Origin of the sequence: Dactylosporangium sp. NPDC048998, assembly GCF_043197855.1 — a bacterium.
Classification (GTDB): Bacteria; Actinomycetota; Actinomycetes; order Mycobacteriales; family Micromonosporaceae; genus Dactylosporangium.
The window spans coordinates 1-22,059 of sequence record NZ_JBICTV010000062.1; the positions used below are offsets into that span (position 1 = coordinate 1).

At 72.4% G+C, this 22,059-nt stretch carries 19 protein-coding genes and 3 pseudogenes; 13 read left to right on the forward strand and 9 right to left on the reverse strand.

Going from position 1 to position 22,059, the window contains the following annotated elements:
- The 4 genes from ACGFI8_RS46380 to ACGFI8_RS46395 all read left to right on the forward strand — a co-directional run.
- The coding region (locus ACGFI8_RS46380; RefSeq protein WP_392815118.1) for an AMP-binding protein at positions 1–2,142 on the forward strand (2,142 nt) is incomplete at its 5' end.
- A complete protein-coding gene (locus ACGFI8_RS46385) occupies positions 2,142–3,416 on the forward strand; it encodes an MFS transporter (RefSeq protein ID WP_392815120.1) in 1,275 nt (424 codons plus the stop codon). The genes ACGFI8_RS46380 and ACGFI8_RS46385, both read left to right, overlap by 1 nt.
- 92 nt (positions 3,417–3,508) lie before the next feature.
- Positions 3,509–5,302 carry a sialidase family protein gene (locus ACGFI8_RS46390; protein ID WP_392815122.1) on the forward strand — a complete coding sequence of 598 codons (1,794 nt, stop codon included), beginning with the start codon at positions 3,509–3,511 and terminating at the stop codon, positions 5,300–5,302.
- A gap of 70 nt (positions 5,303–5,372) precedes the next feature.
- The gene (locus ACGFI8_RS46395) at positions 5,373–6,365 is read left to right on the forward strand and encodes a class I SAM-dependent methyltransferase (RefSeq protein ID WP_392815123.1); all 993 of its coding nucleotides are present in this window, start codon (positions 5,373–5,375) and stop codon (positions 6,363–6,365) included.
- Positions 6,366–6,378: 13 nt separating this feature from the next.
- Here ACGFI8_RS46395 and ACGFI8_RS46400 read toward each other — a convergent pair whose 3' ends face one another.
- From ACGFI8_RS46400 to ACGFI8_RS46410, 3 genes are all read right to left on the reverse strand, one after another.
- The gene (locus ACGFI8_RS46400) at positions 6,379–6,555 is read right to left on the reverse strand and encodes a ferredoxin (RefSeq protein ID WP_392815125.1); all 177 of its coding nucleotides are present in this window, start codon (positions 6,553–6,555) and stop codon (positions 6,379–6,381) included.
- 434 nt (positions 6,556–6,989) lie between these two features.
- Complete coding sequence (locus ACGFI8_RS46405) at positions 6,990–7,160, reverse strand: hypothetical protein (protein WP_392815128.1); 171 nt, start codon at positions 7,158–7,160, stop codon at positions 6,990–6,992.
- Between the two features lie 35 nt (positions 7,161–7,195).
- Positions 7,196–7,513, reverse strand: a complete 318-nt coding sequence (locus ACGFI8_RS46410) for a hypothetical protein (protein WP_392815131.1) — start codon at positions 7,511–7,513, stop codon at positions 7,196–7,198.
- An 86-nt stretch (positions 7,514–7,599) separates the two neighbouring features.
- On the opposite strand from ACGFI8_RS46410, the gene ACGFI8_RS46415 reads away from it, so the two are divergent.
- Both ACGFI8_RS46415 and ACGFI8_RS46420 read left to right on the forward strand, forming a co-directional pair.
- Positions 7,600–8,022, forward strand: coding sequence for a hypothetical protein (locus tag ACGFI8_RS46415; RefSeq protein ID WP_392815134.1), 423 nt, complete (start codon positions 7,600–7,602; stop codon positions 8,020–8,022).
- A 14-nt stretch (positions 8,023–8,036) separates the two neighbouring features.
- Positions 8,037–8,966 (forward strand): hypothetical protein, encoded by a 930-nt coding sequence (locus ACGFI8_RS46420; RefSeq protein ID WP_392815137.1) that lies wholly within the window; start codon positions 8,037–8,039, stop codon positions 8,964–8,966.
- Here the strand turns inward: ACGFI8_RS46420 and ACGFI8_RS46425 are convergent.
- Positions 8,943–14,084, reverse strand: coding sequence for a CHAT domain-containing protein (locus ACGFI8_RS46425; protein WP_392815139.1), 5,142 nt, complete (start codon positions 14,082–14,084; stop codon positions 8,943–8,945). The genes ACGFI8_RS46420 and ACGFI8_RS46425 overlap by 24 nt on opposite strands.
- A 201-nt stretch (positions 14,085–14,285) precedes the next feature.
- Between ACGFI8_RS46425 and ACGFI8_RS46430 the strand changes: the two genes are divergently transcribed.
- Positions 14,286–14,828 (forward strand): zinc ribbon domain-containing protein, encoded by a 543-nt coding sequence (locus ACGFI8_RS46430; protein ID WP_392815142.1) that lies wholly within the window; start codon positions 14,286–14,288, stop codon positions 14,826–14,828.
- Positions 14,829–15,186: 358 nt separating this feature from the next.
- Here ACGFI8_RS46430 and ACGFI8_RS46435 read toward each other — a convergent pair whose 3' ends face one another.
- Together ACGFI8_RS46435 and ACGFI8_RS46440 are read right to left on the reverse strand one after the other, a co-directional pair.
- The gene (locus ACGFI8_RS46435) at positions 15,187–15,603 is read right to left on the reverse strand and encodes a permease prefix domain 1-containing protein (RefSeq protein WP_392815144.1); all 417 of its coding nucleotides are present in this window, start codon (positions 15,601–15,603) and stop codon (positions 15,187–15,189) included.
- Between the two features lie 49 nt (positions 15,604–15,652).
- Positions 15,653–16,006: pseudogene (locus tag ACGFI8_RS46440) on the reverse strand (ArsR/SmtB family transcription factor); the annotation flags it as partial.
- 91 nt (positions 16,007–16,097) lie between these two features.
- On the opposite strand from ACGFI8_RS46440, the gene ACGFI8_RS46445 reads away from it, so the two are divergent.
- Both ACGFI8_RS46445 and ACGFI8_RS46450 read left to right on the forward strand, forming a co-directional pair.
- On the forward strand, positions 16,098–16,244 hold the full coding sequence (locus ACGFI8_RS46445) for a hypothetical protein (RefSeq protein ID WP_392815147.1): 147 nt from the start codon (positions 16,098–16,100) through the stop codon (positions 16,242–16,244).
- Positions 16,245–16,623: 379 nt separating this feature from the next.
- Positions 16,624–17,481, forward strand: a complete 858-nt coding sequence (locus ACGFI8_RS46450) for a polysaccharide deacetylase family protein (protein ID WP_392815149.1) — start codon at positions 16,624–16,626, stop codon at positions 17,479–17,481.
- Here the strand turns inward: ACGFI8_RS46450 and ACGFI8_RS46455 are convergent.
- On the reverse strand, positions 17,468–17,776 hold the full coding sequence (locus ACGFI8_RS46455; RefSeq protein WP_392815151.1) for a hypothetical protein: 309 nt from the start codon (positions 17,774–17,776) through the stop codon (positions 17,468–17,470). The genes ACGFI8_RS46450 and ACGFI8_RS46455 overlap by 14 nt on opposite strands.
- Before the next feature lie 644 nt (positions 17,777–18,420).
- Between ACGFI8_RS46455 and ACGFI8_RS46460 the strand changes: the two are divergent.
- Positions 18,421–18,558 (forward strand): annotated as a pseudogene (locus ACGFI8_RS46460) (recombinase); the annotation flags it as partial.
- A 250-nt stretch (positions 18,559–18,808) separates the two neighbouring features.
- Positions 18,809–19,102 (forward strand): hypothetical protein, encoded by a 294-nt coding sequence (locus tag ACGFI8_RS46465; protein WP_392815156.1) that lies wholly within the window; start codon positions 18,809–18,811, stop codon positions 19,100–19,102.
- Between the two features lie 397 nt (positions 19,103–19,499).
- Here the strand turns inward: ACGFI8_RS46465 and ACGFI8_RS46470 are convergent, their stop codons facing one another.
- Positions 19,500–19,784: a hypothetical protein gene (locus ACGFI8_RS46470; RefSeq protein ID WP_392815161.1), complete on the reverse strand. Its 285-nt coding sequence runs from the start codon at positions 19,782–19,784 to the stop codon at positions 19,500–19,502.
- Here ACGFI8_RS46470 and ACGFI8_RS46475 point away from each other — a divergent pair.
- Complete coding sequence (locus ACGFI8_RS46475; RefSeq protein ID WP_392815159.1) at positions 19,723–20,097, forward strand: ricin-type beta-trefoil lectin domain protein; 375 nt, start codon at positions 19,723–19,725, stop codon at positions 20,095–20,097. The two genes, ACGFI8_RS46470 and ACGFI8_RS46475, sit on opposite strands and share 62 nt — an antisense overlap.
- A 3-nt stretch (positions 20,098–20,100) precedes the next feature.
- On the opposite strand, the gene ACGFI8_RS46480 is transcribed toward ACGFI8_RS46475, so the two are convergent.
- Complete coding sequence (locus ACGFI8_RS46480) at positions 20,101–20,940, reverse strand: polysaccharide deacetylase family protein (protein ID WP_392815153.1); 840 nt, start codon at positions 20,938–20,940, stop codon at positions 20,101–20,103.
- A 481-nt stretch (positions 20,941–21,421) separates the two neighbouring features.
- Here ACGFI8_RS46480 and ACGFI8_RS46485 point away from each other — a divergent pair.
- A pseudogene (locus tag ACGFI8_RS46485) lies at positions 21,422–21,967 on the forward strand (IS6 family transposase); the annotation flags it as partial.
- Positions 21,968–22,059: the final 92 nt, after the last annotated feature.

Below are 22,059 nucleotides of genomic sequence, written 5' to 3' on the forward strand. Positions count from 1 at the left end.
TACATGCTGTGGGACGCGGCGCCGGTCGTGACGATCACGGCGGAAGTCCTGGAGGCCGTCGAGGCGCAGGCTGAGCCGGTCGGGGTGGTGGTCCGCCCCGGCGACCCGGCATACATGCTCTACACGTCCGGGTCGACCGGCCGGCCCAAGGGCGTGGTCGTCACCCACGCGAGCCTGGCCACCTTCTTCGGGTACGTGCGCGTCGAGCTGACGGCGCCCGCGGCGCGGCGGCTGCGGGCCGGCCTGGTCACCGCGCTGTCGTTCGACGTGTCCTGGAGCATGGTGCTGTGCCTGCTGGAGGGCCACGAACTGCACCTGCTGACCGAGGAGACCCGCCGTGACGCCCGCGAGCTTGTCGGCTACGTCCGCGCCCACGGCCTGGACCTGATGGAGGTTACGCCCTCCTACGCCGAGCAGCTGGCCGACGAGGGGCTGCTGGACGGGCTGTCGCGCGGTCAGGCCGTGCCGTCGACGCTGATCGTGAGCGGCGAGGCGGTAGGACCCGCGCTGTGGGCCCGGATCCGCGCCGCCGACGGCGTCAGCGGGCTCAACGGCTACGGCCCCACCGAGTGCACCATCTACACGACGACCGCCCCGGTGACGGGCGACCGGCCGGTGATCGGGCGGGCGGTGCCCGGCACCCGGCTGTACGTGCTGGACGAGCGGCTGCGCCCGGTCCCGATCGGGGTGCCGGGCGCGCTGTACGTCGGCGGGACGCAGGTCGCCCGCGGCTACTGGCGGCGGCCCGGCCTGACCGCCGAACGGTTCGTCGCCGACCCCTTCCACGGCGAAGGTGCGCGGATGTACCGCACCGGCGACGTCGTGCGCTGGACGCGCGACGGCCGCCTGGACTTCCTCGGCCGCGCCGACGACCAGGTCAAGATCCGCGGCTTCCGGATCGAGCCCGGCGAGATCGCCGCCGTGCTGGCCGGCGGCCCGTCGGTCGGCCGGGCTGCGGTGGTCGTCCGGGACGGCCGGCTGGTCGGCTATGTGGTGCCCGCGGACGGCACCGCCGACCTGGACGAGGTGCGCCGGCACGCGGCGGCCCGGCTGCCCGACTACATGGTGCCGTCGGCGTTGGTGGCCGTGGACGCGCTGCCGCTGACCCCGAACGGCAAACTCGACCGCAAGGCGCTGCCCGATCCCACGTTCTCGGTGCCCGGCGCTAGGGCCGCCCGCACCAGCCGTGAGGAGGCCCTGTGCGCCCTGTTCGCCGAGGTGCTGCGGGTGGACTCGGTGGGCGTCGACGACAACTTCTTCGCCCTCGGCGGCCACTCGCTGCTGGCCACCAAGCTGGTCAGCCGCATCCGGGCCGCGCTGGGCGCCGACCTGTCGGTCCGGCTGTTCCTGCAGGCGCCGACCGTCGTCGGTGTCGTCGCGTCGCTCGCGGCGGGCTCGGCCGCTCAGGCCCGGATCGACCCGGTCTTGCGGATCCGCACCGGCGGGGACAAGCCGCCGTTGTTCTGCGTGCATCCGGTGTCCGGGGTCGCCTGGTGCTACTCGGGCCTGCAGCGGCACTTGCCGGCCGATCTGCCCGTCTACGGCCTGCAGATGACGGCGGACCGGCCGCGGGACCTCGCCGAGCTCACCGCGAGCTACGCCGGGCGGATCCGCGCGGTCCAGCCGACCGGCCCGTACCGTCTGCTCGGCTGGTCGCTGGGCGGCAGCATCGCGCACGCCGTCGCCGCCCGGCTGCGGCGCGAGGGCGAGCGGGTGGAGATGCTGACCCTGCTGGACGCCTTCCCCACCAACCACCAGCTCTTGGACATGGCGCCCGCCGCCATGCTCGCCGCGGTCGAGCAGGCGATCCTGCTCACCATGGCGCACGACCTCGGCCTGGACGACCCGGACCGGGCGGCGGTCGCCCACGGGCTCGGCCTGCCGGAAACGCTCCTGGCCGACCTTCCGGCGGCGGCCGCGAACCTCATCCGCATCGCGCAGGGCACCCGGCACGAGGTCTTCGACGGTGATGTGCTGTTCGTCGAGGCGGCCCACAGCCGGCCCGGCATCGCGGAGCTGTGGGCGCCGTACGTCACCGGCACCATCGACCGCCGGACCGTCGACTGTGGACACTTCGAGATGATGCGGCCCGGGCCGGCGGCGGAGATCGGCGCCCTGCTCGCGGCCGGACTCGAGGGCTGATGGCCACGGACACGGGCACCGCCGCCGCCGAGACCGGGGGTGCCCTGCGGGGACGGGACTTCCGGCTGCTGTGGACCGCGGAGTCCATCAGCAAGACCGGCAGCGCCGTGACCACCTTCGCGCTGCCCCTGGTCGCCCTGCAGACGCTTGGCGCCAGTACCTTCATGATGGGTGTGCTCAACGCCATGGTCTGGTTGCCCTGGCTGGTCGTCGGGCTGCAGGCCGGCGCCTGGGCCGATCGCCGGTGCCGGCGGCCGCTGATGATCGTCTGCCAGCTCGCCTCGGCGGTGCTGATCGTGAGCGTCCCCCTGCTGGCCTGGCTCGACGCGCTGTCCATGCAGTACGTCCTGGTGATCGCGTTCGCCGTCGGCTGCGCGAACGTGCTGTTCACCGCGGCGTACAACGCCTACGTCCCGTTCCTGGTCGGCAGGGGCGAGCTGCTGGGGGCGAACACCCGCCTGATGGGCAGCGAGCAGGCGGCCAACATCGCCGGCCCCGGCATCGGCGGGCTGATCACCCAGCTCTCCTCGGCCGTCGTCGGGCTGTTCATCGACGCGTTCAGCTTCCTGGCCAGCGCCGTGTGCCTGTGGTCCATCCGGGCCCGGGAACCCGCACTGCCGCCCGCCCGCCCCGATCGGCCGCCGTCCACGTTCCGGGCCGACATCCGCTCGGCGGCGGCGTTCGTGGCCCGGGATCCGTACCTGCGGATCCTCACCGCGAGCACCGCCTGCACGAACCTGCTCATGGGCGGCATCCAGGCCCTCGTCGTCGTGTTCCTGATCCAGGAGGCCGGGCTCAACGCCTGGGCGGTCGGCGCCACTACGATCACGATCAGCGTCGGCGGGCTGCTCGGCGCGGCCGTCGCGGCCAAGGTCAGCGCCCGCCTCGGGTCGGCCCGGACGCTACTCACGGCGCCGATCACCGACTGCTTCCAGCTGCTGTTCCCGCTCGCCGCCCGCGGCCCGCTGCTGGTGCTTGCGCTGGCCGGCACCCTGGTCTGGGCCACCGGGGTGGTCGTGCGCAACGTGACCTCGGGCGCGTTCCGGCAGGCCTACTGCCCGCCGGGCATGCGGGGCCGGGTGGCCATGACGATGCGGTTCGTCTCCTTCGGGGTATGGCCGCTCGGCAGCCTGCTCGGCGGCGTGCTCGGCACCGTCATCGACGTCCGCACGGCGCTGTTCCTGCTGATGATCGCCAACGTCGTCACCGACGTCCTGCTGTTCATCGGCCCGCTGAAGCGGCACCGGGAGCTGCCCGCCGAGCCGGTCCTGTGAACGTCAGGCCTGCGTCAGCCGCCACTGTCATGCTGATCGCCGTCGATCGAATCGAGAAGCGAAAGGGGCAATGCATGCGCAGAGTTCGATCATTGACAGCATTGGTCGCGGCCGTCGGCACGGTGGCCGCTCTGACGGCCGGGTCGTCGCACGGCCACCAGGCGACCGCCAAGGGCGCGCTGATGAGCGTCGGCAGCCCGGCCGGGCAGTACCAGCGCAACGTGCAGACCATGCCGACCATGGCGGTCGACCCGGTCAACACCAACGTCCTGGCCGCGACCTCGAACGACCTGGTGGACATGCAGCCGTGCTCGAAGGCGGCCGCCACCACCGGGGCGTCGTGCGGCCTGCCGGCCAACCCGCAGGGCGGCGGCACCTTCAACAAGGGCGTCAACTTCACCGGCATCTACTTCTCGTTCGACAGCGGGCGCAGCTGGACCCAGCCCACCTATCAGGGCCTGACCGCGGCCGGGTGCGACCCCACGGTCGAACCGTGCGTGCCGCAGCCGGGGCCGATCAACACGGTCCCCAACTACTACGAGAACGGCCTGCGCGCCGCCGGCGGCAACTCGGTGGCCTTCGGCCCGGTGCTCAAGGACGGCAAGTTCTCCTGGAAGAACGGCTCGCGGCTGTACCTGTCCACGCTCGCCAACAACCTGACCAACACGCCGATCCAGCCCGGCCGCATCGAGAGCACCCGGACCGTGACGGTCTCGCACATCGACAACCCGACCCCGGCCCGGGTCGCCGTGCAGTCGAACTGGTCGGCCCCGGTCATCGTGCCGCCGAGCGCGCCCGCCGCGTCCCGGCCGACCGAGGACCAGGTCTGGGCCGACAACGCGGCCAGCAGCCGGTACTTCGGCCGGGTCTACATGTGCTACAACGACTTCCTGTTCTCCCCGGTCGCCGGGGCCGTCGGCCCGATCCAGCCCACCCTCGCGGTGTCCGCCGACGGCGGGCAGACGTGGGCCACCCACGCGGTCGCGCCGCCGAGCAACTCGCCCACCGACGGCTACCGGCTGGCGTGCACGGTCCGCACCGACAGCCACGGCGGCGTGTACGCCTTCTTCACCCACTTCCTCGGCCAGTTCCCGCACTTCGGGCTGAACGCGGCGCAGACCATCGTGAAGTCGTCCGACGGCGGCGCCACGTGGACCGAGCCGGTCGACTTCATGCCGATGAACACCGGTTGCTACTACGTTGACACGATCGGGCACCGGTGCACGGAGGAGGGACCCGCCGGTACCGCCAACGAACCCGGACCCAGCGTCAGCATCGCCAACGGCGCCCCCACCGGTGCCGACGCCACCGACGAGATCTTCTTCACCTGGGCCGACGGCCGGCTCGGGCTGAACCAGGAGGCGGCGCTCTACTCGTACTCGACGGACGGGGCCAAGACGTGGTCGGCGCCGAAGCGGGTGTCGCAGCCGGGTGAGCGCGTGCTGTACACCTCCATCGCTGTCGCGCCCGATGCCTCGCGCGTCTATGTCACCTACAACGCCTTCATCTCGCCGTTCAGCCCGACCACGGCCCAGCCGCGGCTGCTGCGCGGGGCGCTGCGGTCGGCCCCGATCGGCCGGCACGGCGCGCCGGGTGACTGGAGCACCAGGTACGTCGGGCGCAGCGGGGACGCGCGGGGCACCAGCTTCGCCGTCTGGAACTACCCCGAGTTCCTCGGCTTCTTCGTCTACGCCATCGCGACCCGTCGCTACGGGGCCGGCGCCTGGACCGACGTGTCCCGTACGGCGGACTGCCCGGCCATCGACGCGTGGCGGCAGGCGTCCCTGGAGGCCGACAGCGTGCAGGTCCCGGCGCCGTGGCCGCAGGCCGACTGCCCGGCGAACTTCGGCAACGCCGACCTCGCGACCGCGACCACCGCTCGATAAACCCACCCGTCGACGGCGGACACCACCCTCAGCGGTGGTGTCCGCCGCCCGTTGAAAGGACCTCAGCCGAGTGCACAACTTCGAATACCTGCCCGGCGTGACGGCCGCCGAATACCTCGACGCGTGCCGTGCGCACCATCCCGCACTGTACGAGCGGCTGAGCCTGGACCGGATGCTCGCGAACCGCGGGACCTATCAGACGTCGACCGTCTTCGAGGGCTCCGACAAGGGTGGGCGAGGCGACACCTACCGGCAGACCCAGGTGCGGTACCCCCTGGCCCGGACCCGAGGCATCAAGGCGCTGTTCGACGCCCTCCTACCCGGCGGCGGCGCCGGCAAGTACGTCCTGGACGTCTTGGGCGGCAACGGCACCCTCACCCACACGATGCGGCTGATCACCCCGCCGGCCGAGCTGCCGGAGATCTTCACCGGCGACGCCGCGGGCTCGATGGTCACCGACGCCCTGGCCCGCGGCTACCCCACCGTGCGGCAGCTCGCGCAGTCGCTGCTGCTCGCGGACCAGACCATGGACGGCGTCATCTTCGCCTACGGCACGCACCACGTGCCGGTGCCCGACCGCGTGACCGCGCTGCGGGAGGCGCACCGGGTCCTGCGCCACGGCGGGCGCGTGCTGGTCCAGGACTTCGTCGAGCACTCACCGACCGCCCGGTGGTACTCCGAGGTCCTGGAGAAGTACACCCTGACCGGCCACGACTGCGTGCACTTCACCGAGGCCGGGCTGGCGGAGCTGCTGCACGAGGCGGGCTTCGCCGACGTGCGGGTCAGCAAGGTCTACGACCCGTGCGTCGTGTGGGCGGACAGCGCCGACGAGGCCTGGGTCGAGCTGCTGCAATACCTGATCGACCTGTTCTCGCTCGAGCGGCTGCGGCCGAAGCCGGGCCAGGATCACTGGCGGATGGTCCGCGACCTGCTCAGCCCCTACGCGGAGCACCTGGTCGACGACGGGCGACTGGATCCGATCCTGGTCTACCCGGATGGCGGCCGCTTCGCCGCGGAGCTGCCCCGGGTGGCCCTGGTCGCCACCGGCGAGCGACCGGCCTGATCCTCCTTGATGCTCAGGCGGCGGCCGGGCAGTGCAGCACGGCGGTGCGGACGTCGTCGTGCCGCCTCGCCGGGGGGCGCTCGTCCAGGACGACGACCAGGCCGTCGTCGTCCTGGTCGAAGACCTGCGGCAGGGCCAGGGCGCAGTTGCCGGAGCCGACGCACCGGTCGAGGTCAGCGCGGACCCTCACCGGGTCACCACCAGATCACCGGTACCGCTCCTGCTGATGGCCTTCGACATGGTTAGCGCACGGCAGCCCGGCGGTGTTCAAGCCTGCATGTGATCACCGTCGCGGCTGCCACCGGTCGGTGCGAGAGGGTGCGGTTGTCCGGTGAGGGCGGCGAGTGCGGTGGCGACGGCTTGGAGGTCGGCGCAGATGTAGGTGGTGGTGGTGGTGGCCGAGCCGGTGCTTCGGTGTGGCCGGCGTAGGCGCAGGCGATGCCGTAGCCGAAGTAGACGTGCTCGTGCGGCTCGTAGGCGTTGACGACGTGCTCGAAGTCGCCGTACTCCTCGCGGAACGCCTGCAGGTCGGGCAGGAACCGCAGGCCCGGGTAGCCGACCGCCAGGTGGACGAAGCGGGAGCGGTAGGCGACCCGCCCGGCCGGTCCGTGGCCGGGGAGCGGGTCAGGATCGTGAAGTATCCGCCGCCGGCGCGCCGCCGTACCTCCGCACGACGCCGCGGACCAGCATCGACGGGTAGGAGATCTGGGCCGACTCGCGGCGCAGCGAGGCGAACACGTCGCCGGCCCGCGGAGTCCAGTAGTCGGCGAAGACGGGCTCGCCGAGGACGTGCATGAGTGGGCGCAGCGTGCGGTCGCGCCAGGCCTCGCTCAGCGCGTACGACGGGAAGCCCAGATGTTGTCCGGCCGCGACGACGAGTCCGAGCGGATGCGCTCCCGCTCGGGGATCTGCGACACGCGGGTCAGGTACTGGTACGTCTGCCACGGGTGGTCGATGTTGGACAGCACCCGGATCCGGTCCGGTGTCACGCCCGCGATGCGCAGATAGTCGACAGTGACGAACGAGCCGATCCCGCCGCCGACGCTGACGAACTCGACGTCGGCGATCGGGATGCCGGAGGCCTCCACCATCGCGTCGGTCCAGGTAGCGGCGTCCAGCAGTTCCTGCGTGAGCTCACCGGCATGCATACGTATCCCCCGATTCGTGTGGACAAACGGATAGCACACGGACGCAAGGGCTGGCCGCCGCCTGTCACACCTGCTAGAAGGGACGCGTGGACGTGCGAATCCTCGAGGTGGCGCGGTCGATCCGGCCGTACCTGCCGGAGCTGGCCGGACCGGCCGCCGCCGACCTGGACCGGGCGCTGGTCGCCCTGATCCGGGCCGCGGCCGACGGCCAGGATCCGACCGACCGGATCCTCGCGCTGCTGGCGAGCTCGCCCGCGACCCACGCCTGGGCGGCAGCGGTCCTGGCGGACGACGAGCAGCTGCCGCCCGAGGTGCGGCAGCTGCGCTCGCGCGCCGCGCCGCCCGAGGGTGGGTACGCGGCCCTGCCGAACCCGCACGGCGGCGACGTGGTGCTTGCGCAGCAGTACATCTGCCCGGTCGACGGCGCGTTCGCCTGGTGGCGGATCTCGGCCGGCGATCCCGTGCGGGCCTGCCCGGATCATCCGGACCAGCCGCTGCGTCCGGTCTGAGCGAGGCGGTCACGGTGTGGGATTCCCTGGGCGGCAAGCTGGCCGAGCGCTGGGCCGCCGTGTCCGGCCCGGCGCTGACGTTCTGGCTCGGCGGGTTGCTGGTGTGGCTGGCGGCCCGCGACGGCCTGCGGTCGCTCGACATCGCGACGGCGTGGCTGACGAGGCGGTCCGGCCCGGTGCAGTGGATGTTCGTCCTCGCGGCGGTCGCCGGCATCGCGGCGTCCGGGCTGCTGGTCAAGCAGCTCACCCGCCCGGCGCTGGCGCTGCTGGAGGGGTACTGGCCCGGCTGGCTCGACGCGCCGCGGCGCCGGCTCGTCGGTCGGGTGTCGCGGCGGGCCGACGCCGACGCGGAGCGCTTCCAGGAGCTGGCCGGGCCGGTGCACGACGGGACCGCAACGGCCGGGCAGCGCGCGGAGTTCGCGGCCGTCGACGGGCGGCTGCGGCGGCTGCCCACGCGCGACCGGCTGCTGCCGACCCGCGTCGGCAACGTGTTGCGGGCCGCCGAGACCCGGCCGATCGACAAGTACGGCCTCGACCCGGTCGTCGCGTGGCCGCACCTGTGGCTGGTGTTTCCGGAGCCGACCCGGCAGGAGCTGACCGCGGCCCGCCGGTCGCTGGACCTGTCGGTCGCCGCCGCCGTGTGGGGCGTGCTGTTCGTCGCGTTCGCGCCGCTGGCGTGGTGGGCGGCGCCGGCCGGGCTCGCCGTGGCTGCGGCGGCCGGGTGGGGGTGGGTTCCGGCGCGGGCGGCCGCCTACGCCGACCTCGTCGAGGCGAGCGTCGACCTGCACCGGCCCGCGCTCTACGCGTCGCTGCGGTGGCCGCCGCCGCGCCACCCGGACCACGAGCGCGAGCAGGGGCGGCTGCTGACGACGTACCTGCGGCGCGGGCTGCACGGGACGGCGCCGGCGTTCCAGCCGCCGTCAGCACCCGACGTAGGCGAATGACGCCCAGTACAGCGGCGCGCTGAACGGCCGGGCCGCGGCCCAGAACGCCTCGGCGCCGGGCGGCAGCGACAGCGTCGCGTACAGCTGCGGGAACGCCGCGCGCAGCTCGCCGTTCGTGCTGTCGCGCACCCACTGCTGGGCGGCCCGCAGCACGGCCGGCGGGCTCGCCTCGGCGCCGGCGTCCGGGCCGCCCAGCCAGGTCGTGTAAAAGCGGGCCATGACCAGCATCGCGCCGAGGTCCGGGACGCGCCAGCCGGTGCCGATGACGCCGGCGGCGCCCGCGATCAGCAGCCCGACCGGCAGCCCGAGCGCCTCGTCTACGACGTCGAGGCTCGGCAGCGCGGTCTCGCACGCCGACAGCACGGTGAGGCGCACCTCCGGCAGGCGCAGCGTCAGCAGGCGGCCCAGCGTCAGCACCTCCGCGCCGGCCAGCACCAGGCCGCTGTCCAGCGGCGCGAACGGCGCGTAGCGGCCGTGGCAGGCGAAGTGCAGCACCTGGTGGTCGGGCAGCGCGGCCTCCACCGCGGTCCGGGCGGCGGCCGCGCCGACGAGCACCCGCCCGGCCGGCCGGGCCCGGTGCACCGCCTCGGCCTCCGCGCGGGTGTGCGGCAGGTCGCCGCCGTCGTCCGGGGCGACCACCAGGACGCTGCCGGCGTCCAGCGTGGCGGCGCGTTCCCGGCTCGCCCGGTGCGCGGCCGCGCTCGGCGCGTAGGTGATGAGTGCGTCGTCGAGCGCGTAGCGGCGGCCGCCGGCCGCGGCGGCGTCCGGGCGCCAGGCGGCGTGCAGCGGCAGCAGCGACAGCGGCCCGCTGGCGACGACCGTCGCGCCGCCGGCCTCGCGCACCCGTTGCAGGACCGGCGCGGCGACCGCGTCCCACAGCCAGCGCGTCGTGTCCTCGATGCGGGCTCCGAGGTCGCCCCCGCCGGCCCGCAGCAGGCCGGTTGCGTGCCGCAGCGTCGCGACGGTCGTGGCCGCGGGCAGCCAGTCGCAGTGGATCGGGCCGTCGGCCGGCACCGTGATCGCCAGGCCGCCACCGGACGTGCTGGCCAGGTACACCAGCGGCACCGCCGCCGCGGCGGCGCGCAGGTCCGCGGCGGTCAGCGGGCGTCCCAGCCGCTCGTAGCCCGGCACGGCCCCGAGCTCGGCGGCGACGGCCGCGAGCGCCGTCCGGGCGGCCCGCAGCCGCTCGAACCCGTCGGGCGTCTCGGTCTCGTCGGCGCGCCGTTCCAGCGAATCCACCTCGGCCAGCGCCGTGGTGTAGCGGCGGGCGAGGTCGGCGTGGCCGGCCGCGGCGAGCCCGGCCCGGGCGCGCGGGTCGCGGCCGAGCGCCTCCTGCAGCAGCAGCGTCCGGCCGCGCTCGAGGACCACGGCGGCGTCCGCCGGGCGCCCGAGCCTCGCCAGCGCGTAGGCGCCGCGGCCGGCCATCCCCTCGGTGACCCGCAGCCAGCCGAGCTTGTACGACGCCGTGTACTGGTCGGTCACGAGCCGGCCGAGCATGTCCAGGCCGTAGCCGACCGCCTCCGCGGCCTCGTCCCAGGCGTCGCGGTCGAACGCCCACTGTTCCCAGGCGATCGCCGCGTTCAGGTAGTGCCGGCCGCCGCCGGCGAGCCCCTCCCGGCAGACCTCGCGGAACACCGTGCGCGCCCCGTCGCGGTCGTCGGGGTCGCCGCGGTCGGTGTAGCGGGTGCCGAGCGCGATGCCGAGGTTGGTCCGCGCCGCCGGTGTGCTCCCGAGTCCGGCCGCCGCGCGGCACGCGTCGACCGCCTCGTCGATCGCCTCCGGCAGGTGTCCGGCCGTCACCGCCATGCACAGGTACCCGCCGAGGTTCTCCAGGTACAGGCGGCGGATGGGCGCGTCCGGCCCGACGAGCCCGAGGGCGCGGCGCATGCACTCGACCGCCTCGATGACGTCGCCGGCCTGCCCGGTCAGCTCGAACCGGGCGACCAGCGCGACGGCCAGGTTGTTGGCGGTGCGGGCCCGGTCGTCCGCGCCGGCGGCCGCGGCGTCGGCGTCGTGGGCGAGCCGGCAGACCTCGTCGATCAGCTCGGGATCGCGGTTGACCAGGAACAGCTCGGTGAGCGCGGTGGTGAGCGCCTCGGCCGCGTCGGGCACCTGCTCCGCCGCCGCCCGGCGCAGGATCCGCACCGAGTGCTCGAGGTCGGCGCCGTCGCCGTCCACCATGAAGCGGTGCAGCAGACCCTGCGCGAGCACGACGCCGATGCGTGCCCGGTCCGGGTCGGTTGCCAGGTCCATCGCGCGCTGCGCGGCGTCGATCATGCGGATCAGGTCGGCCCGGTCGTGCTCGGCGTCGTGCCGCACGCCGAGCGCCGACGCCAGGTTGCTCAGCGCCCGCGCCCGGTCCGCCGGCGGGAGTTCCGGTGCCCGCAGCGCGCGGTCGTACCGCTCGATCGCCGCCGACAGGTCGGCCCAGTCGTGCCGCAGACCCCAGCGGTGTTGCCGGAACACGGCCTCGGCGAAGTCGACGAGGGCTCGATCCGCGGCCGTCCATCGGGTACGGAAGGCAGGCTCCTCGCACAGCGCCAGGAACTCGGCCGCCTCGTCGCCGGCGCTGTGCTGCAGCAGCTCCGTGTACGCCCAGCCGAGGTTGCTGACGGCCACCACCGGCGGCGCGGCGGGACGCCCGGCGGCGATGACCGCCAGCATCCGCTCGATGCCCAGCCGCAGGTCGGCGGGGTCGCCGTCGTCGTCGTACCGGACCAGCGGGGCGTTGGCCTCGGCGTAGGCGTCCAGCACGGCGTCCGGCACCGGCGCGGGCGGCGGGTCCGCGACCGGCGCCGCCGTCGCGCCCTCGACCAGCTGGCCCACGAACTCCTCGAACGCCTCGGCCGCGTCGTGGCGGCCCTGGCGGCGGAATGCCCGCGCCTGCTCGGTGAGGTCGGTGAGCGCCTCGGCGCCGGTGGCGTCGGGATGCTCGGCGCCGAAGCGCCGCACGTCGTCGGGGCTCTCGGACCGCATCGCCTCGGCGAGCAGGAGCACCAGCCGGGCCTGGGGGTCGCGCGCCCGGTACTCTACCGGCGCGGCCGGCGGCGGATCGCCGGCCGGGTCGGCGCGCTCGATCCCGGCCCGTTCGCGGGCCAGGCTCTGTACGAGCTGCGGCCCGGCGCCCGCGTGGCCCGCCAGCGCGATCGCGGCCTCGAAGTGCTCCAGCGCCGCCGCCCGGTGGCCGAGCCGGGCCAGTGCCCGGCCGAGGTTGTGCCGGGTGACCGACAGGTCCGACGCCGTCGGCCGCAACGACCCGTACTCCTGGAGCACGCGCTCGAAACAGGCCCGGGCGACGGCGAGCTCCCCGGCGTTGTAGAACGCCGTGCCGAGGTTGTCCAGCGCGATCGCGCCGGCCAGCGTCGGCGACCCGAGGCGCCCCATCGCGACCGCCAGCTCCAGCACGGGCACGGCCTCGTCCGGCCGGCCCAGGTCGCGCAGCAGCGTGCCGAGGTTCTGCAGCGGCGAGACCAGCGCCGGGGTCAGCGGGCCCTCGTGTGCGCGGATCGCGTCGACCGCCCGGCGCATCAGCGGCAGCGCCGCCTCGGCCTCGCCGGCCTGCTGCATGATGTTGGCCAGCTGCATCGTCGCCCGGGCGGTGTCGCGGTGGTCGGCGCCGTGCACGCGCTGGAACGTCTCCAGCGCGGCGGTGACCTCGACGCGGGCCGCGGCCGGGTCGCGGGCCTGCCAGAGCACCGAGCCGTACCCGAGGCGGGCCTCGGCGACCTTCGAGTGCTCGGCGCCGTGCAGCCCGGTCCGCAGCGGCACGGCCAGCTCGTGCAGCGCCAGCGCGGCGGGCAGCTCGCCGTAGACGACCGCGAGGGCGGCGACGTCCTCGACGAGCTCGGCGACGTCGGCCTCGCGGACGCCGAAGCGGACGCTGAGCGAGCCGGCGTGCGCGACGCGGGTGGTGAGGGCCTGCCACCGGTCCGCGAGCTCGAAGGGGTCCGCGTCGGCGTCCATCCGCGGGTCCCCGTCGAGCTCCTCGGCGAACAGCTCCCGCAGGATCGCGACCCCCCGGCGCGCCGCCGGCTCGCCGACGCCGGCGATCCCCAGCACCCGGCGGGCCGCCTGATCCATGACCACGCCGTACTCCTCGACGGCGAGCCACCGCTCCGCCCGCGCCAGCCGGTCGTCGCCGGCCAGGTCGCCGAGCGCCTCCGCCGGCAGCCCGGCGCCGGTGAACGCGCAGACCGCGAGCAGCTCCACGACGTCGGCCCCGGGCTCCTCCCCGAGGACGTCGGCCACCGTCCGCGGCCGGACGCCGGCGAGCTCGGCCAGCCAGGCGTCCCGCCGGCCGCGCCACAGCCGACGCTCCGCGACGTGGGGCGCGAGGTCGCCGATCGCCGCGTCGAGCAGGTCGACGGCGGTCTCCTGCCCGGTGGCGTCGCCCCTGGCCCAGTACGCGTCGGCGAGGCTCGCGTACCGGGTGGGCGCGTCGGGGGAGCCCTCCTCGGTGGCGTCGAGCGCCGCCTCGATGGTCTCGACGGACTCGTCGAGGTCCTGCGGATCGCCGGTCACCTCGTGCCGGCGCAGCAACGCGCGACCGAGGTTGTTCTGGTACGTCGCCCGGTCGGGGTCGTCCGGATCGGTGACCGCGACCGCCCGCCGGTACACGTCGACGATCTCGTCGAGATCGTCGTCCGCGGCCCGGTGGCTCAGCGCCACGCCGAGGTTGGACAGCCGCCCGCCGAGCAGCGGCGAGCCGGCCGGGGTCTCGTCGACGAGCCGGCGCGTGGCCGCGAGCATCTCGGTCAGGTCCGCCTCGATGCGGTACAGCTGGAACCGGCGCGACAGGCAGATCGCGAGGTTGTTGAGCACGCCCTGGTCGAGCCGCGGGTCGCCGCACGGGTCGCCGACCGCCCGCCGGTACAACGCGATCGCCCGCTCCAGGTCGGCCGGCTCGCCGACGCCGAGGTGGCGCTGGTAGTACCCCATGCCCAGCTCGTCGAGCAGGTCGACGCGCTGCCCGCCCGGCCGGCTCGCGAACACCGCGTCGGCCACCAGCTCGTCGCCGATCACCAACGCGATCTCGACCGCCGTGCGGTCCCCGGTGCTCATCCGCTCCCGCATCTGCGCGAGCCGCTCCTCGAACCGCCGCTCCGACCCGACCGCCATGGCGACCATCGTCACGCGCCCGAGCACAGCGTGACAAGACCGTCACCGCCGTGCGGCCAGCCGGAGCGTCCGGCGGGAAAGTGTTATACCGGCCGATGCAGAACGACGGCGACATAAGTACTGTCAATCGTTGACGGAACCTGCGCATACTGCCGACGAACCTCAGGCACTCTTCTCGTCCGCCAACGGAAGAGGCCCGTCATGCGCGTCAGAATCATGCTCGTCGTCGCTGTGGTGCTCGCCCTCGCCGCGGCCGGAGCCTCGCAGGCCGCCGCCGTCGTCGACACGCCGGTCGTCGACACCAACGACGTAGCGCTCGGCCACACGAGCGTCATGCGCTGGAACGACAGGGACGAGTGGGTGCAGTCCGATGTTGCGGCACACTCGGCGATCATCGACACGGATTCGTTCGAGCAGGTTCGTGCCACCAAGGCGAGGCGCGGCGACAGGCGGGGTGGTCCGCGGAAGCAGTACCGCAGCCGCAACCCATATGTGTTCAAGGGAGCGGTGTACTGCGGAGTCTGCAAGCGCAAGATGCAAGGTCAGCACTCACACGATGTGGCGTACTACCGGTGCCGGTTTCCCCCAGGAGTATGCGCTGACGAACGTCGTCGACCATCCGCGCAACGTAATCATGCGGTAGGACGTGATTACCGGGCCGCTCGAACGCGTGGCTCTCCACCACGTTTGACCCCGTGGGCCGTGCGCGGACGATTCGGGGCTCGCCGCCGCGTCGATCGATGAAGACCGGCCGGATCCGATCATCTTGGCGGCGCGGTCCGCGATCGAGGAGTGCGACCTGAAGCTGGAACTGTACCGTGCCGCGCTGCAGGCCGGCGCGGATCCGGCCATCGTGGCGGGATGGATCAGAACCGCCGGGCTGGCCGAGGGCGACCGGGTGCTTTTCTCGGTGCGTCCAGGCGGACCGCGTCCTGGCCGAACGGGATCTTCCCGGCCGAACCACACGGTCGGACCTTGCGCTGACCGTCGAACAGGTCACTCAGCTGGTCGACGAGTTGGGCGACATGGCGATCGCGATCGGGGAAGCCTCGCCGGAGGACAAGGCGACCGTGTACCAGCAGCTCGGGCTTCGATTGACCTACTATCCGGACAAGCAAGCGGCGCACGCCCGCATCGATCTAGGCGTGCGCCGTTGGGAAATGGTTGGTGTCGAAGGTCCGACAGGCCACGACCGGCCGGCGCCGGGCATGGCGAGGACCCAAAGCAAGCCGACGAGCGGGCCGCCGAGCAGCAACCCCCGGCCGGTGCGATGGGTCGACGCGGCCAGCAGTTCCCGCGCAAACGCCCGCGCGACCACGGCCGGCGGCCCGAACTCGGCCAGCGCCGCGGCGGCCGCCGCCCCTGGTGCGGCGCCGCGGCCGACCCGTGCCTCGACCGCGCACGCCAGACCGTCGGCCAGCTCGGCGCGGATCGCCGCCCGAGCACGACGCCCAGCGGGCAGCACGACCGTCACCGCATCGAGGTAGCTGTCGATCCGGTCCGATACGGACGGGTCCATGCCGCGATGCTATGACCCGGCCGCGGCCCGCTGCACCGGCGTCACCGACCGCGAGCAGACCGGCGAGCTGGCGCAGCACACCAGCCCGGGCCCGGTAGTACACCCACGTCGCGCGCCGGTCCGCGTCGACCAGGCCGGCCTCGCGCAGCACCCGCAGATGGTGGGAGATCGTCGGGCCGGACAGCTTGAACGCCGGGGTGAGGTCGCAGACACAGATCTCCCCGCCCTCGGCCGAGGCGATCATCGACATCAGCTGCAGCCGGACCGGGTCGCCGAGCGCCTCGAACGCCGGGGCGAGGACCGCGGCGGTCTCCGCGGGCAGCGACTGCTGGGCGATCGGCGGGCAGCACGGCTCGCCCCCGTTGCGGTCGGTGAGGGCGAGCACCGCCGGCTGCTTTGACATACCTCTAGATTGACAGATCTCGAAACAGCGTGCAACTGTTGATTAGACGGACGTCGAGACAGCCTCGGCGTCGCCGTTGCAGGAGGTCGCCATGTTCCGCACGCTGCGCCGTGCCCGGTCGCGGGCCGAGGTCCGGTTCTGCGACGGGTGCGCCACGGTGTCCATGCCCGACGAGCGGGTCGCCGCCCAGATCGAGCGCACCCGCACCCGTGTCGCGGCCCTCGCTGGTCCGCGCTGACCAACCCGCCGTGCCGCGCCGCGGCCGGCGCCCGTATGACCTCGACCAGCCACGCGCAACCACCCCTGAAGGAGACCTCCCGTCACCATTCCCGGCCGGTCGTCCGTCACGCAGTGATTCTGTTCAGACGGCAACTCGGCGAGCCATCCACGGACCGGGGCGCGGACAACGTCTGACAAAAGATCGACGGCATCCGTTCGGTTGAGGGAGCCGAGGATCACCGTGACCGGACCGAGTTGCCATTGCCCGGCCGCTCCGACGCTGATGAGCGTGTCCTGGTCGAACGGGCGGAATCTCGGCAACCGAAAGCGCTCCGGCATCCGTCTGTTCCGTAGCATCGTCGAGCCCTCACGGGGCCGGACCGATTTGGAGTACCTCCGTGCCGTTGCGCCGCATCGCCGTACTCGGGTTGACCATCCTGGCCCTGACGCTCGGCGGCAGCCGCGGCAACAGCGGCCCGCCCGCGCCTCCTCCGTCCGCGCCGGTCGCGGCGGTACCGGTGGTCGCCGAGCACCAGGAGCCGACGGTCCAACCGAGCGTGCCGAACCCCATGCCCTCACCGTCCGCTTCGTCGCCAGTCATCGCGCCCGGCGACGGCCCGGCCGGAACGGTGCGCAAGACCGGGTCGGACGCGGTCGCGCTGACCTTCGACGACGGCCCGTGGGACGACACCCCCGCCGTGCTCGACCTGCTGGCCCAGCACCACGTCAAGGCGACCTTCTGCATGGTCGGCCGGCAGGTCGCGGCACGCGCCGAGATGATCCGGCGCATGGTTGCCGAGGGGCACACCCTGTGCAACCACTCGTGGAGCCACGACGAGATGCTGCGCACCCGTACCCCCGACCACATCAGATCCGACATGCAACGCACCAACGACGCGATCCGGGCGGTCGCACCCGGCGCGGTGATCGGCTACTTCCGCGCCCCCGGCGGCAACTGGTCGCCCGACATCGTGAGCATCGCGGCCGGCCTGGGCATGACGTCGATCTCGTGGACCGTCGACCCGCGGGACTGGAGCGGCCCGGGGGTCCAGTCGATCGTCAACACCGTGCTGACGAAAACTCGTCCCGGCGGGATCGTGCTCCTGCACGACGGCGCGGGGCCGCAGACGGTCGCCGCGCTGCGAACGATCCTGCCCGACCTGGCGGGCCGGTTCACCCTGATCGCCCTCCCGGCGCCGACCAGCGTGGCCCAAACCGGGCGATCGGAGACCGCCGGGCAACTCAGGCGGTGGTGATGCCGTGGGCCAGCCTGGGCGGACGGGGGCGCTGGTCGAGCGAATAGTCGAGGTCGATCAGTCGGCGCCGACAAAGCCGTTTTTGAAGCAGTTCGGTAGCCCAACGACCGTTGAGGCGGTGGGGGACGCCGTTGACGACGTGGCCGGGATCGCACACCTGGTCCGGCCGCCGTGGGGAGCGCAGCAGCTCAATGAGAGTGAAGTTTGTCTGGCCACTGGCTCGAGGTGTGAGGTGTCGACCGATCTTGAGCACGACGATGAATGCCTGCTGACCCAGTGGATGCAGCAGGTACATCCCGGCGCGTGGATGGGTCGGCGGCCGGCGGACGCTGCGGGGACGGTTCAGTTCGCATTCTACGGGCGGGTGTCGACTGCGGACTTCCAGGAGCGGGAGTCCTCGCGTCGGTGGCAGCGTGACGCTGCGGAGGAGTTGGTGGCCGGGCACGGCCGGATCGTGGCCGAGTATTTCGACAGTTCACGGAGCCGGCGACTGTCCTGGCGGATCGGCCGGAGGCGGCTGCGTTGCTGGGACGGTTTGCCGATCCGGAGCGTGGCTTCGACGCGGTGGTGGTGGGGGAGTACGAGCGGGCGTTCTGCGGTACGCAGCTGATGTCGTTGCTGCCGCTGTTCGAGGCGCATGGTGTGCAGCTGTGGTTGCCGGAGGCGCACGGTGCGTTGGATGTGGGCGACGCGTCGCACCGGGCGTTGGTGATGTTGCTCGGTGCGCAGTCGAAGCGGGAGGTGCAGCGGGCGCGGTGGCGGGCGGTGCAGGCGATGCGTGGGCAGGCCAGGGATGAGGGCCGGTTCCTCGGCGGCCGGCCGCTGTTCGGGTATCGCCTCGTCGATGCTGGGCCGCATCCGAATCCGATGCATGCGAAGTGGGGTAGGCGGCTGCAACGGTTCGACCCGGATCCGGTGACGGCGCCGACGGTGCGGTGGATGTTCGCGGAGCGGCTGGGTGGCCGGAGCGTGTCGAGTATCGCCGCGGAGCTCAACGGCTCGGGCGTGTCGTGCCCGTCCAGTGTTGACCGGGCGCGGAACCGGCACCGGACCGGGACGTCGTGGGGGTTGACGACCGTGCGGGCGATTCTGATGAGCGCGAAGTACACCGGCCGGCAGGTGTGGAACCGCCAGCCGGCCTACTACACGCCGGCGCACCTGCCGGGACCGTTCAGGACGCAGCGGTGGGCGCGGGGCGGATCAGTGGGTGGTGTCCCGGTCGGTGGTGCATCCGCCGTTGGTGTCGGAGCAGGACTTCGTTGCCGTCCAAGCGGTCCGGGCGCACCCGGCACCGCGTGGCGGCCGGGAGTATGGGTTTGTGGGTCTGGTGCGTTGCGGGTGGTGTCGGCGGCGGCTGGAGTCGTGCTGGTCGCACGGCCGGGCGGCGTACCGGTGCCAGCACGGGAACACGAGCGCGAAGCGTGCGGCAGGACGTCGACGCAACCTCTATCTGCGCGAGGATCACCTGATCGAGGCGGTCCATGCGCTGCTCGTCGAGGGCGATGCCGATGCAATGGTCAGCTCAAGAGCGTCAGGGCTTGCCCAGCAGCTGCGCGAGTGCGGACTCGTCGTGATCTGTAGCGAGGCGAGCTGCGCACTCGAACCGCAGTCTCCGGCTTGACCGGATCTGCCCGAAATGCCGCCGGGCAGGGGATTTACGTGTCGAACACCCATAGCACCCCTGCAGAAAACAGGGATGCATGCGTACTAACCTATCGACGCAGAACGGTTCCTTCAAGTGGCTGGGCGCTCGCTGGTCCGTCCGTCGTCGTGGTTTGCATCACCGGATGTTCGGTGTCGATTCAGCACTGATCTCAGTGTCTGGCGGGGGCATCGCGAAGGTTGTGTCGCGTCGGTCGACCACGAAGGCGACGCTGTGCCTCGCGCGGGTAACTGCGACGTAGAGCCGGTCTGCGCTTTCAACCGCGCAGGGTCGGCGTTCTTGAGGTAGGTGAGCATCGGCTGGGTAGGAAAGATGAGGACCCGGTCGTAGGTGCTGCCTTTGGACAGTCCGAAGTTCAGAGCTGGAGGCCCATGGTGTCGGTAGTGCGGCTGTGCAGGACCATTGGCCGGTATTTCGCGACGTAGGCGGGCACGTCGTCGCGGGCGATGGTGAAGATGCCGTCGTGGCCGGTCCATTCGTCGTTGTGCGACTTGGTCGGTGTCATGGTCGGGTTGAGTGCGTCGGCCCAGTCGCAGATCTGCTGGTTACACCGCCAACTCTCGGCGCGGGTCTCGACGGTGCAGCGGTCCTGTCGCTTTCGGAGCCATTCGAGCAGTCCTGCGCCGCGGTACTGCTGCAACGGGACCGGGGCCCAGCAGTGGACCGCCCCCGGCGACGGCACCCTGCGCGCGCTCGGCAAGTGCCTCGACGCCACTGCGGGCGGGACCGGCAACGGGACGAAGCTGCAGCTGTTCGACTGCGCCGGCGCCGGCGGTCAGCAGCGGACCTACGTGCCGGCCACCCAGGCGCTGCGCAACCCCGCAGTCGGGCCGCTGCCTGGACGACCCTTCCAGCAGCACGACCAACGGCACCCAGCTGCAACTTTGGGACTGCAACGCGACGATCGCGCAGCGGGTCACCTACCCGTCGTGACCGTCACAGCCCTTTTGTGAACGTCACAGCCCGGCGGCGGGCAGTCCCGCCAGGGTGAAGCGTTCCTGGAGCCAGGGCAGCAGGTACTGGTAGGCGGTGATGGTGTTCGGCTGGCCGTTGTCGTGGGACAGCACGATCGAGCCCGGGCGCGTGTGGCCTTTCACGTGGCTCACCACGCGGGAGATGTGCGCCGACGCGCCGCTGTCGTGGGTGTGCTCCCAGTCGCGCGGGTCCACGTCCCAGGAGATCGAGTCCATGCCCAGCGAGCGCGCCTTCGCCACGAGGGCGGGCGTGAAGTTGCCGCCGGGCGCGCGGAAGTACCGGACCGGCACGTCCGTGCCGACCGCCGCGCGGATCATGTCGTTGGTGTGTCTGAGGTCCCAGTCGATGTAGGCGTCGTCGCGCTGGGCGAGGTTCAGCAGGTGCTGCCAGGAGTGGTTACACAGGGTGTGCCCGTCGGCGTGGATGGCCCGGACGAGGTCGGGCCGGTCGCGGACCCGGAATCCGACCATGCAGAACGTGGCGTGGATGTGCCGCTCCCGCAGCATGGCCAGCAGCTTGGGGGTGTTGATCGGGTCCGGCCCGTCGTCGAAGGTCAGGGCGACCGCCTGGCTCCCCGTCGTGATGAAGGCGCCGAAGCGCCCGTCGCCGTCATGGAAGGTCGGGCTGGGCGACGGGGACGCCGACGTGGTGGGGCTGGGCAGGGGCGCGGCGGCGACTGGGACGGCGGACACGGCCGGCACCGGCTGCGCGGGCCGTGTCACGGTGATGCCGTCGCCGCTCAGCGTGACCAGCAGCAGCACCACCACGGCGGCCGGCAGGCCGAAGATCGCAAAACGCACACCTACCAGACGGGCGGACACCGCGACAGGGTTGCACGCCGCACCGGCCGGCGGGCCGGCGACCCGGTCAGTAGCTGAAGGTCACGGCGGGGTCGTCACCGATCCACTGCCACATCTGCACGGTGCCGCCGGATTCCGCGTTGTCCCGGAACCCGGCGGGGTCGATTTTGCGGGCGTTCACGCAGATCGGGCACACCCGGTGGTCCCGGGACACCGCAGCCGGTCGCTCACTGATCGGCGCTCATTGGCGCATAGCCCTGTAGCCAGTCGGGGTGTCCTGGGCCGCCGGGCCTCTCAGAACTCAAGTTGGACCTCGAAGGTCGAGCAGTGATGGCGATGGCCCGGCGGGGACCAGGGGTGCACCCGAACCCTCCCAGTCAGCGCTCAAACGGGCGACTCGGATAAAGGGATGGTGCACCAGTGAGGGCTCTGTTGCGTTGAGCGTTGGCAAGATCGAGGCAGACTTTGAGCAGTGAAGTCATCGATCCGTCCACGCCCGTGGCTGCCGCCGAGGTCGGCGTTCGCCGGGTTCCGGTTTCCGGCCGAGGTGATCGTCGTGGCGGTCCGGTGGTACCTGCGCTATGGCCTGTCTTACCGGGACGTGGAGGAGTTGCTGGTCGAGCGTGGTGTCGAGGTCGACCACGTCACTGTCTACCGGTGGGTGCAGCGGTTCACGCCACTGCTGGCCGATGCCGCCCGATTCTGTCGCCACTCACCCGGCGACAGGTGGCACGTCGACGAGACCTACGTCAAAGTCAACGGCGTCTGGCGGTACGTGTACCGGGCGGTCGACCAGTACGGACAGGTCATCGACGTGCTTGTCTCGGCGCGCCGCGACGCCAAGGCCGCCCAGCGGTTCTTCCGCCGGGCACTGTCTACGTTGAAGGTCAAACCCACTGAGGTGATTACGGACGCCGCCGCGGTTTATCCCGCCGTCCTCGACGAGCTGATCCCGTCCGCGTGGCACCACGTCGAGCAGTACGCCAACAATCCGATCGAGTCCGATCACAGCCAGCTCAAGCACCGACTGAGATCGATGCGCGGGCTAGATGATTGATGCCTTGAAGATTCAGTGGTCGTAGGCGATGAGGGACCGCTTGACTGGGGCGCCGATGGTCCAGTTGTGCCAGATCACGGCGG

Bases quoted from the DNA above. Each gene is read 5' to 3' on its own strand.
- ACGFI8_RS46435 (WP_392815144.1), bottom strand. From the start codon at position 15,603: ATGGACCCGTCCGTATCGGACCGGATCGACAGCTACCTCGATGCGGTG.
- ACGFI8_RS46410 (WP_392815131.1), bottom strand. From the start codon at position 7,513: ATGCATGCCGGTGAGCTCACGCAGGAACTGCTGGACGCCGCTACCTGG.
- ACGFI8_RS46445 (WP_392815147.1), top strand. From the start codon at position 16,098: ATGTTCCGCACGCTGCGCCGTGCCCGGTCGCGGGCCGAGGTCCGGTTC.
- ACGFI8_RS46385 (WP_392815120.1), top strand. From the start codon at position 2,142: ATGGCCACGGACACGGGCACCGCCGCCGCCGAGACCGGGGGTGCCCTG.
- ACGFI8_RS46405 (WP_392815128.1), bottom strand. From the start codon at position 7,160: ATGCACGTCCTCGGCGAGCCCGTCTTCGCCGACTACTGGACTCCGCGG.
- ACGFI8_RS46430 (WP_392815142.1), top strand. From the start codon at position 14,286: ATGCGCGTCAGAATCATGCTCGTCGTCGCTGTGGTGCTCGCCCTCGCC.
- ACGFI8_RS46455 (WP_392815151.1), bottom strand. From the start codon at position 17,776: ATGTACCTGCTGCATCCACTGGGTCAGCAGGCATTCATCGTCGTGCTC.
- ACGFI8_RS46425 (WP_392815139.1), bottom strand. From the start codon at position 14,084: ATGGCGGTCGGGTCGGAGCGGCGGTTCGAGGAGCGGCTCGCGCAGATG.